The sequence below is a fragment of the Pantoea sp. GCM10028869 genome (assembly GCF_042666835.1).
GTDB lineage: Bacteria > Pseudomonadota > Gammaproteobacteria > Enterobacterales > Enterobacteriaceae > Pantoea > Pantoea leporis.
Window position 1 is genome coordinate 22907 of sequence record NZ_JBHTGO010000009.1, and the last position, 11310, is coordinate 34216.

At 57.1% G+C, this 11310-nt stretch carries 5 protein-coding genes; 1 reads left to right on the forward strand and 4 read right to left on the reverse strand.

The features are described 5' to 3' along the window. Positions 1 to 36: 36 nt before the first annotated feature. A complete protein-coding gene (gene amiC / locus ACFQW4_RS19935) occupies positions 37 to 1272 on the reverse strand; it encodes an N-acetylmuramoyl-L-alanine amidase AmiC (RefSeq protein WP_146001292.1) in 1236 nt (411 codons plus the stop codon). A 233-nt stretch (positions 1273 to 1505) separates the two neighbouring features. On the opposite strand from amiC, the gene argA reads away from it, so the two are divergent. Beyond that, positions 1506 to 2834, forward strand: a complete 1329-nt coding sequence (argA, locus tag ACFQW4_RS19940) for an amino-acid N-acetyltransferase (RefSeq protein WP_007891884.1) — start codon at positions 1506 to 1508, stop codon at positions 2832 to 2834. Positions 2835 to 2976: 142 nt separating this feature from the next. On the opposite strand, the gene recD is transcribed toward argA, so the two are convergent. Genes recD through ptrA form a run of 3 tightly spaced genes read right to left on the reverse strand, consistent with a single transcriptional unit; the run spans position 2977 to position 11245 of the window. Beyond that, positions 2977 to 4815 (reverse strand): exodeoxyribonuclease V subunit alpha, encoded by a 1839-nt coding sequence (gene recD, locus ACFQW4_RS19945; RefSeq protein WP_377726935.1) that lies wholly within the window; start codon positions 4813 to 4815, stop codon positions 2977 to 2979. Next, complete coding sequence (gene recB / locus ACFQW4_RS19950; protein ID WP_377726938.1) at positions 4812 to 8351, reverse strand: exodeoxyribonuclease V subunit beta; 3540 nt, start codon at positions 8349 to 8351, stop codon at positions 4812 to 4814. The genes recD and recB overlap by 4 nt, the downstream gene beginning before the upstream one ends. Beyond that, positions 8348 to 11245, reverse strand: a complete 2898-nt coding sequence (gene ptrA / locus ACFQW4_RS19955) for a pitrilysin (RefSeq protein ID WP_377726941.1) — start codon at positions 11243 to 11245, stop codon at positions 8348 to 8350. Before ptrA ends, recB begins: the two co-directional genes overlap by 4 nt. Positions 11246 to 11310 lie beyond the last annotated feature (65 nt).

Genomic DNA, 11310 nt, shown 5'->3' on the forward strand with positions numbered 1-11310 from the left:
GGCGTCCGGAAAAAAGCGGCATTGCTGCCGCCCTCCTCAGCGATGCGCTAGTGCCGCACCCTTATCAAAATACGCCTTAATCCCATGCAGAATCGCCTCAGCCACCTGATGCTGATAGCGCGCCGTGCGCAGCTTGCGCTCCTCTTCGACATTACTGATAAACGCGGTTTCCACCAAAATCGAGGGAATATCCGGCGCTTTCAGCACCGCAAATCCCGCCTGATCGACGGTGCGCTTGTGCAGGTGATTGATATGTCCCATGCGTGACAGCACTTCTTTACCAAACTTCAGGCTGTCGCTGATGGTTTGCCGCTGCACCATGTCGAACATGGTGTGGTCGAGATAACGATCGCCGCTCATGCTGACGCCGCCAATCAAATCGGCTTCATTCTGCGTTTGTGCGAGGAAGCGCGCCGCCGCTGAGGTAGCGCCGCTGGTCGAAAGGGCAAACACCGACGAACCGCGCGCGGCCCGACTGGTGAAGGCATCAGCATGGATCGAAATGAACAGATCCGCACGCTGCTTTCGCGCTTTCGCCACGCGGACACGCAGCGGGATAAACACATCCTCATTGCGCGTCATGTAAGCTTTCATGTTGCGCTCTTTGTCGATCAGCGCCTTCAGATAGCGACCGATCTTCAACACGATATCTTTCTCACGCGTTTTATATTTGCCATGCGCGCCGGGATCCTCACCACCATGGCCAGGATCGATCATGATGATAATCGGTCGATCGCGCCCCGCTTTGCCCGGCAGCGCCGCCTGCACCGGCTGATCGCGTTCAAGATCGCCCTGATTGTAATTCTGCAGTAATGCCAGTAGCGGATCCTCTTCCCGTGATTGCTGATTAGGATAGAGATCGACCACTAAGCGATGCTTGATACCTGCCACTGGCGCAAGAGTAAATGTCTTGGGCGCAATGCTACGCTTGAGTTCCAGCACCAGTCGCACCGTGTTAGCGTCAAACTGACCGACGCGTGCGGTTTTGATATAGGGATCGTCCACGCGCACCAGCTTATCGACTCCTTTCAGGACCGGGTTGATGTGCATATTTTCGATATCAATAACCAGACGATCGGGATTCCCCAGCGTGAACTGTTTGTACTTGAGGGGAACGTTTGATTCCAGGGTTACGCGGGAGTAGGTCGATGAGGGCCAGATGCGCACCGCCACAATATGCTGGCTGGCAGCCAGCCCGGTACGCGTCACGCTTAGCATTAATAATGCGCCAGCGCCCTGTAATAATCGTCGTCGTGTAAAAGCTTCGGACATGCCGCTCCAACTGCTGTGTTATGTCTAAAAAATCATCACTCGATGGCAAGAAAGTGAAAACTTTACTCGATGAGAATCGTCTTGTCTTGCCGGAAAAACCAGATAATGCAGTCTGTTAGCGCGTGTTGCATCATGAAAATCGTAAAGTAACGTCAGGCCCGGCGCTTGCAATAAAGAGCAAAAGAGCATAAAAATACGAAAATTACGAATAAACATGCATAGAGGGCTTTGCCGTGAAGGAACGCAGTACAGAACTGGTTCAGGGTTTTCGCCACACCGTTCCCTATATAAATACCCATCGTGACAAGACGTTTGTCATCATGTTGGGTGGCGAAGCCATCGAGCATGAGAACTTCTCAAGCATCGTTAATGACATCGGTCTGCTGCATAGCCTCGGCATTCGCTTAGTGGTGGTTTATGGTGCGCGTCCGCAGATTGACGCCAGCATGGCCCAGCAACAGCTGGAACCGATTTATCACAAACATACGCGCGTTACCGATGCGCAATCACTTGAGCTGGTAAAGCAGGCCGCCGGTCGTTTACAGCTGGATATCACCGCGCGTCTGTCGATGAGCCTCAACAACACGCCGCTGCAGGGCGCGCACATTAACGTAGTGAGCGGCAACTTCATCATTGCGCAGCCGCTGGGGGTGGATGATGGCGTTGATTACTGCCACAGCGGGCGTATTCGTCGTATTGATGAGGAAGCGATCCATCGTCAGCTGGATAACGATGCGATTGTGCTGCTCGGTCCGGTAGCGGTTTCTGTGACCGGCGAGAGTTTTAACCTGACGTCAGAAGAAGTGGCGACGCAGCTGGCAATTAAATTGAAGGCCGAGAAGATGATTGGTTTCTGCTCCGAACAGGGGGTGACCAATCGCGAAGGCGCGATTATTTCTGAACTGTTCCCGAATGAAGCCCAGGCGCGCATCGATGAAATGGAGAGCGATGGCGATTTCCTCTCTGGCACCGTGCGGTTCTTACGTGGTGCGGTCAAAGCCTGCCGCAGCGGCGTGCGTCGCAGCCACCTGATTAGCTATCAGGAAGATGGTGCGTTGCTGCAAGAACTGTTCTCGCGCGACGGTATCGGTACCCAGATTGTGATGGAGTCGGCCGAGCAGATTCGTCGCGCCAACATCAACGATATCGGCGGTATTCTCGAACTGATTCGCCCGCTGGAGCAGCAAGGGATTCTGGTGCGTCGTTCCCGCGAGCAGCTGGAGATGGAGATTGATAAGTTCACCATTATTCAGCGCGATAATTTAACCATCGCCTGTGCCGCGCTCTATCCGTTCCCGGACGAGCAGATTGGTGAGATGGCTTGTGTGGCAGTGCATCCGGATTATCGCAGCTCGTCGCGTGGCGAACTGTTGCTGGATCGCGTGGCGTTGCAGGCACGTCAGATGGGGCTAAAGAAGCTGTTTGTGTTAACCACGCGCAGCATTCACTGGTTCCAGGAGCGCGGTTTTACGCCGGTGGATATTGAGTCCCTGCCCGAGAGCAAGAAGCAGATGTATAACTATCAGCGCCGTTCAAAGGTGCTGATGGCGGATTTGGGGTAGTCGCATCATTTAACTGTGCCGTTGCGTAGTTGCACATACCGTAGCGGCGCAATTTATTGCGCAATATCCGCATGGGCAAGCTGCCGCCATTGATATGCGCGATTCATCGCGCCGCAACGGATTGTGCGGAATCGATACTTAATTACTCCCCGCTCAACCGCTCCAGTAATCCGCTGCGTCGCTGGGTACGCAACTGCACGGCACGACGGAACACGCCGTCATCGCTGTACAACGTCAGCTGCTTACGCGCGCGGGTAATCGCGGTATAAATCAGCTCGCGCGTTAACACCGGCAGGAACTGCGCCGGCATCACCAACGCCGTGTGGTCAAACTCCGAACCCTGCGATTTATGCACCGTCATCGCCCACGCGGTATCGTGCGTCGGCAAGCGGCTCGGTTGCACCGCCTTGATGCTGCCATCCGGCAACGGAAAGAACACCTTCAGCAGACCTTCCTCATCAAACAGCGTAATGCCGATATCGCCGTTAAACAGGCCCAATGCGCTGTCGTTACGCGTCACCATCACCGGACGTCCCTGATACCAGCGACTGCCGCCGGTTGGACGACGAATCAGCTGCAGCTGCATCAGCTTCTGCTCAATACGTTGATTCAATCCCTGCACGCCAAACGGCCCTTCACGCAGTGCGCACAGCAGCTGATATCGGCCAAACGCCGCGATAATCTCAGCAGGATCAGCGCGTTGGCGAATGAGTTTCAGGAACGGCTGATAACCGGCGGCAATCTCTGTCAGCATCGCCTGATACGCATCAGCATCCTGCAAAGGTTGACGGGTGATATCGCTAAAACCAGCCTTGAATGCCGTTTCAACCGCCTTTGCATCACCGGCGTTAACCGCTGCGGCCAGTTGGCCAATGCCGGAGTTGGCGTCAAAGCGGTAGCTTTTACGCAGCAGGCAAATCGCGTCGCGTACCGCGGGTGCGCTGCTATCATCGATGCCCGCCACCCCGCTGCCGGTGAGCTCGCTTAGCTGCGCAGCGCGCATTGGGCTGTAACCGGCTTCGGCACAGCGACAGATATCACCGAGCACCGCGCCCGCTTCCACCGATGCCAGCTGATCGCGATCGCCGAGGAACACCACGCGCGCCTGCGCTGGCAATGCGGCAATCAAATTCGCCATCATGCTGAGATCGACCATTGAGGCTTCATCCACCACCAGCACATCCAGATGCAGCGGATTGCCGGCGTGATAGCGCAGGCGCTGTGTTTCCGGCTGCGCGCCTAACAAGCGGTGCAGCGTGGTAGCATCGGCCGGAAAGCGCTGCCGCTCCGCCTCGCTCACCGGCAACTTTTGCAGCGCCTTGCCCAGCGATTCGGTGAGACGCGCCGCCGCTTTGCCGGTTGGTGCAGCCAACTGAATACGTAACGCGCCTTCGCTAAGACGGATCAGTGCCGCCAGCAGTTTTGCCACCGTGGTGGTTTTTCCGGTTCCGGGACCGCCCGAGATCACCGCAGTTTTCTGCGTCAGCGCCACCGCAGCCGCAATCTTCTGCCAGTTATCCGGCTCGCTGCCAAACAGCTGATCCAGCACTTTCCTGACCTGTTCAGGCGCAAAAGGCTGTGCTGTCGACTGTGACTGAAAGAAACGCGCCACCTGCCCTTCGTTGTGCCAAAGGCGATGCAGATAGAGACGATCTTCGCTCAGCACGATGGGTGCCGCTTGCTCGCTGCTACTCAGCGCCGACCAGCCGGCTAAAATTGCCGGCCAATCCTGCGGTTCGCCTGCCGCTTGCCAGATAGCCTGGGCCAGCTCCGCATGACGCCCTTTAAACAGGTTGTCGCGGTTCAGCTGTGATAACGGCAAACAGACATGCCCATCTCCCGCTTCCGCGCTCAGGCAGGCCGCCAGCAGCAAACGCGCCGGTTGATCATCATCAGCCAGCAGTTGAGCGAACTGGACATCCAGCGAACGCAGCAAACGCAGCTCAGCCGCCTGTGCTAAAAGCGCGGTCATACCGCTCATGCTGTCGCTCCCGGCCCGCGAAACAGGCTATCCAGTTGTGAAATGAAGTCGAAGGTGGGACGGGTATGAAACACGCCGTTGTCTGGCGAGCTGCCGTCCATGCCACGCAGGAAGAGATAAAATACACCGCCGAAATGCTGCTCATAATCATAATCCGGCACGCGATGTTGTAAATAGCGGTGCAGCGCCAGCGTATAGAGCTGGTACTGCAAATCGTAGCGGTGGTCGATCATCGCCTGCGCCATTGCCTGCGGCGTGTAAGCTTCATGGCTGTCGCCGAGCCAGTTGGATTTGTAATCCAGCAGGTAATATTTGCCCTGCCAGCGGAACACCAGATCGATAAAGCCTTTCAGCATGCCCTGCACCTGACGGAAATCGAGCGGCGGAGCCTGCGCCGATAACGCATCCTGAGCAATCAACGCGCTCAGTTCACGCGCGGTCAGCACGTTGTCAATTGGCAGATAGAACGCCATCTCCACCAAACGATCGCTGCTCTGCACCTGCGCCAGATGAATACCCTGCACGTTAAGCGGCGTGCTCAATACACGCCTGATCCACGCACTGAGCATCGGCTGCCAGTGCAGCGGATAGCCGTTTTGCTGCAGATGTTGCGCCAGCTTCTCCTCGGAAGGCGGCTGCGGGAAATCCAGCGATTCGAACAGCTCATGCAAAAACGTTCCCGGCGCAGCACCGCGCGGGAAGTGATGGGGCGTGAGCGCCGCTTCCCCTTCCTCTTCCCGATCCTCTTCGCCGGCTGCTTCCACATCGAAATTCGGCATCACCTCAAGCAGACGGTGAGAACTGTGCTGCTGCAAACCGGAATAACTGGTGACGCGCCACGGGTCGGCCAGCACGCGCGTTACGCTTCGCGCCCCCAACTCGCTATCGGCGACCGCCTCAACCTGCCAGCGCTCGGCTTGCATATCTTCGGCCAGCACCACTTCGGTGCCCGCCGCGTCCATGTTATGCAGCAACGCGCCGAGCTGTTCGGCTGTTGCCGCTACACCGCGCTGCAACAGAAAACCGAGCGCGCTTTTATGCAAATCGCTCTCGCCCTCTTTCTTGCGCGTGCCGCGAAACAGCGGTGCCACGCCGACGCTGCAGTGATAGATCGAACGGGTCAACGCCACGTAGAGCAGACGCAAATCCTCCGCCAGACGCTCCTGTTCGGCCAGCGCCAGGCTCTCTTCATCGGCTTGCAGATCCAGGACCGCGTTAAAGCTCTCACGATCGTGATAAAGCGCGGTATCCGCCTCGCGAAAACCGGCGGCGAATGGCAGCCACACTAACGGATATTGCAGCCCTTTAGATTTGTGGATGGTGACAATCTGCACCAGATGACGATCGCTCTCCAGACGCAGTTGCTGGCTGGCAGACTGGCTATCCGGGCGGGCGATCTGCTGTGCCAGATGACGCACCAGCGCGTGTGGGCTATCCATCTGCGCAGCCGCTTCCTGCAGCAGTTCGCCGAGATGCAGTAAATCCGTCAGACGACGCTCGCCGTTCTCCGATGCCAGCAGATTTTCCGCCAGCTGACGCTCCAGCATCATCTCGCGCAGCATCGGCAAGACGCCACGCTGCTGCCACACCAGCTGCCAGCGGGCAAAGGTATCCACCAGTTCATCCCAGCCGCGCGCGTCCTGATCCAGCGCATCCAGCTGCGAGGCATCAAAAGCAAACAGCGAGGTTGCCAGTGTAGTGCGCAGCATACGCTCCTGCTCCGGCGCCAGCACCGCCTGCAACAGCCATAACAGCTCACGCGCTTCCGGCGTGGTGTAAACGCTGTCGCGATTCGACAGGTAAACCGACGGAATACCGAGCAGATTGAGTGCTTCGCGAATCAGGTTAGCTTCGTTACGGCTGCGCACTAACACAGTGATGTCAGAGGCTTGTACCGGCCGCAAATTGGGCGCTTTGCCCAGCATCGCGCGCTGCTGCTGCCCGGCCTGCAACCAGCGACTGATATCGGCCGCACACTGCTGCGCCATACGTTGTTGATAATCCCCAACGCTGCAGCCTTCGCCCGGCTGCAGCCAGAAGCGTAACGCCGCTTGCTCAACCTGATCGATACTGAGCGACAGTTGCTGGTTGGGAGGCGCAAACTGCACCGGCTGGAACGGGATCTCAGCGAACAGGAAGGGCGCGTCGAGGCGCGCAAATAGTTGGTTAACGCTGTTGACCATCGCAGGCGACGAGCGCCAGTTGGTATCCAGCGTGTAGTGCGCACTGACCTCACTGCGCGCGCGGATATAGGTAAAAATATCCGCGCCACGAAAGGCGTAAATCGCCTGTTTGGGATCGCCAATCAACAGCAGCGCATGCGCTGGCTGATTGATATAAAGCGTGCGGAAAATACGGTATTGCAGCGGATCGGTATCCTGGAACTCATCAATCAGCGCCACCGGGAAACGCTGGCGAATCGCCTGAGCCAGTTGCTCACCGCTCGGCTGCTGCAGTGCTTCGTCGAGGCGGCTCAGCAGGTCATCAAAACCCAACAGTGCCTGCTGACGTTTCTCTTTGCGCACCGCAGCGCGCACCTCTACCAGCGCACGCGCAATCACCAGATCGCGCAGCGACAGCGGCTGAGCAAGGAAAGTGTCGATGGCGTCAAACACACTGTGATGCGGCGGACTGCCCTTTTTGGTCTTCTCTTCAAGCATGCGCTGACCGAAGCGCGCCAGTTCGGCGGGCACTTGATAATCACGCGTTTCGCTCTGCGCCCAAAAGCTGACTTTATTGACCCAAACCGGCAAATTCTTGCTGCTGTAGCTGCGCTTATCCACGTCAGATTGCCCCACCAGCGTCAGCACTTCGTCACCCACCGCCAGCCATTGCGTTTTCATCGCGGCGATACGCGCCAGGTTTTCGCTGTGGCGCGAAGCCAGGGTTTCACTGTCGGCAGGCGGCAGACGCAGGCTGGGCGATTCGCCCTGCAACCACGGACGCAAGGTGGAAAGCAACTGCTCCGGGCCGTTCCATTCGCTGACAATCACTCGCGCGACATCCAGCGTCAGCGGATAGCAGTGACGACGCCAGAAATCGGCAGTCGCCTGGCGCAGCAGCAGCTGTTCATCCTCAATCAGCTGCTGTTCAAACAGCATGCCGGACTCAAAGGCGTTGAGATTCAGCATGCGCTGGCAGAAGCCGTGGATGGTGAAGATGGCGGCTTCATCCATCTGTCGTTCAGCGGCCAGCAGCAGCGAAGCCGCATCGGCGGGCTGTGGAATCTCCTGCAGCAGCTGCATCAGCATCGGGTTGCCGCTGACGCCGCGCAGGCAGGCCAGCCGCAGCTCGTGAATGTTGGCGCGTATACGCCCGCGCAGTTCAGCGGTCGCGGCCTCGGTAAAGGTCACCACCAGAATCTCTTCTACCGACAGCGGGCGCGAATAAGCATGTTGTCCGCCCAATCCCAGTAGCAGTCTTAGATAGAGCAGGCCGATGGTGAAGGTTTTGCCGGTGCCGGCTGAGGCCTCAATCAGACGCTCACCGCGCAGCGGCAGCGTCAGAGGATTGAGCGATTCAGGTAGCAGACTCATTGCGCATCACTCTTCACGGGCAACGACTGCTGCAACTTCTGAACCTCATCCCATGTGGTCCAGCCCGGCAGCTGGGCGTAGTCATCTTTGGTCGCGCCATCATGGCTGCCACCGATCTGCGAAATCATCGCCATGCCTTGCTGCGCTAAAACCGCCTGATGGAAGAAGTCGGCCAGGCCGGCTGGCGTCAGCTGCTGAATTTGCTCAATCGCTTTTTCACGCGTATCGAAGGCAAAGTTCTGACGTTTAAAGTCACGGTTAAAGCGGTTCGCCTCTTCATCCAGCGTTTGCGGACGCTGCTTCATATCGTTGATCAGCGCCTGCTGATACTGGGCGAAATCTTCCGCTTTCATGCTGCGCAGACGCTGTTCAGCCTGCGGATAAAATGCCTGGAAGCGTTGCAGTAAAAACGCCGGCTGCTTGCTGTTACTTTGCAGCAGGAATCCGATGCCCCACTGGCGTCCGATCGGCATCTGGTAAGCAAACACCGCATAGCCGAGTTGCTCTTCGGTGCGCAACTGGTTGTAGAACCAGGGTTGAACGATCTGGCTCAGCATGGTGCTGTTGGCCATGCTTTGATATTCGCTGTAGCCCAACGGCACATACAGCGCGGCCAGCGCTGAATCAGTGCTGCTGCCGGCTTTCTGCAGATTGGCCTTCATTGCTTTATCCACCGCCACATAATCACTGTGCCAGTAGCCGTGGCCATCGCTGTGCAACTGTTGCTGTAGCTCATCGCCGAGCAGTTTCACGCGCTCTGCAGAGAGATTGCCCACCACCATCATCTCCGGGGTTGCATGTTGAATCAGCGCATCGCGGTAATCGGTGACCTGTTTCAGCGTGATGTCTTTCACCAGATTGCGGCGCGTTTCACGTTGGGTGTAAGGCAACTGGGACAACATCTGCATCGGCTGAATCGCCTGCTCAAACGCTTTGCCCTTCTCTGCCGCTTCCAGTCGATCCAGATACCAGGATTTGGCCTGTTCCAGCTGCTGCTGGTCCGGCGTAAAGGTGGCGTAACCCTCCACCAGCTTCTTCAGCAATTCCGGCAGACGTTGGGTAAACCCGCTGGCGCTAAACACGATGCCATCATCTTCCCCGGTGGAGAAACTGATGCCGCCAACCGAAGCCTGCGAATTCAATTCATCCAGCGCCAGGCTGGAGAGATAGTCATTCAACCCAAACAGCACCTGCTGGCGCGCATCGCTGATCGCCAATTTGTTGCGCAGCGCTAAGGTAATAGCGGCTTTCGGTTCGCTGGCAAACTGCTGACTTGGCATCCAGTAAATACGCATGCTGTCGCCATTGGTCAGTGCGACCGGATGATCGTAGGTTTTGCCATCGGAGGGGATGATGGCGAAATCCGACGGAATATAGGGATTCAGCGTGGGCATCGACAGCTGAAGCTGCGCGGCACGTTGCTGCCAGTCGCTAATTTGGGCGTCGCTGATTTTGTCCACCTGATAGGGCGCATTCACAAAGTAGGCTTCTTTGTTATGCGGCTCCTGCGGACTGATGTACCAGATGCGCGCGTTCTGCGGCGTCATTTCGTCGAGACGCGTTTTGATTGCCGCGGGATCGAACTGATCGGCCAGATAAGGCGCATCCAGCGTGTGTTCAACCGGCACCCGCAGCATGGTATCTACCAGCCACTCGATGTAATCCATATCACGGGTAATTGATGGGTAGCGGAAATCCAGCGCCAGCACGTGGGAGACTTCATCGAAGTATTCTTTACTGATGCCTTTGCTGCGCAGCATATCAAGGTAGTTGAACACCGCAGCCACCACTTCATCGCGCTGCGCCAGACCTTTGTCGGTTAACGACACGCTGATAGCGAAGACGCCGCTGTTGCGCTCGGTCATCGGGTCTGCACCGGCGCTGACGCCATCCGCCAGCCCTTGCTTTTGCAGCCAGTCGTTGAGAGTGTTTTTGCTGCGATTGCCCAGAATGTAGCTGATCAGCGTATCGGTTTTACTGCGGAACTGGCCGCTGTTGTTCGGGATGCGGAACTCAATTTTCAACTGCTTGCGCGGCTGTGCGGGCACGTAATGGATAATGATGCCCTTCTGCGCGTCGGTCACTACCGGCACGTCAATCTCTGGCACCGTCGTTTGATGATTAGCCACACGACCAAAGGTATTTGCCGCAATGTCGGCCATCTCTGGCAGCGGTTTGTTGCTGTAAATCACCGCCTTCATCAGATTGGCGGAGTAGTGGCTGTGATAAAAATCGGTCAGCGCCTGATGCAATTTGCTGTCTGGCTTGTCGCTCAACGTATCAAGGTTGCCACCGGAATAGCGCGAGCCGGGATGCGCAGGGTTGAGAGTTTCTGCACCCACCTGTGCCATACGCAAGCCATCGCGTGAGCGAGCCATGGTCAGTTCTGCGTTAACCGCATGGCGTTCACGATCGGCATTAACCGGATCGAGCAGCGGTTCAGCAATCGCATCGGCCAGACGATCAACTGCGGGCTGCAACGCGCTGTTTTCCACTTCCAGATAGAACGCCGTGCGATACGACGCGGTGCTGGCATTGTGGCTGCCACCATTTTTTTTCAGGAATTCGGCGAGATTATCAGGCTGCGGATAACGCTTTGAGCCCATTAACACCATGTGTTCGAGATAGTGCGCCAGACCCAGCTGCTGATTAGGATCATCCAGCGAACCGATCGGTAAGGTCAGCGCCGCCAGCGATTTAGGCGCTTCGGCATCCGAGACCAGCAGCACGGTCATACCGTTGTTTAACGTAATCGCCTGATAACTGCGTGGATCGTGATCGCTTTTACGAATGGTGTCATTGATGGGTTGCCAGCCGCGATCGGTATCGGCAAAGGCATTCAGCGCTAACGTGCTCAGCAGCAGCGCTCCAATCCAGCGTGCGTAAATCCGCATTTAAACCCCTTACATTACCCTTTTCCGCTGGCTGTGTGCCCAGCGGTGAAATAGACAAACTTTCT

Coding starts and splice junctions, on each gene's coding strand:
- amiC (WP_146001292.1), bottom strand. CDS start 1,272: ATGTCCGAAGCTTTTACACGACGACGATTATTACAGGGCGCTGGCGCA.
- recD (WP_377726935.1), bottom strand. CDS start 4,815: ATGAGCGGTATGACCGCGCTTTTAGCACAGGCGGCTGAGCTGCGTTTG.
- recB (WP_377726938.1), bottom strand. CDS start 8,351: ATGAGTCTGCTACCTGAATCGCTCAATCCTCTGACGCTGCCGCTGCGC.
- ptrA (WP_377726941.1), bottom strand. CDS start 11,245: ATGCGGATTTACGCACGCTGGATTGGAGCGCTGCTGCTGAGCACGTTA.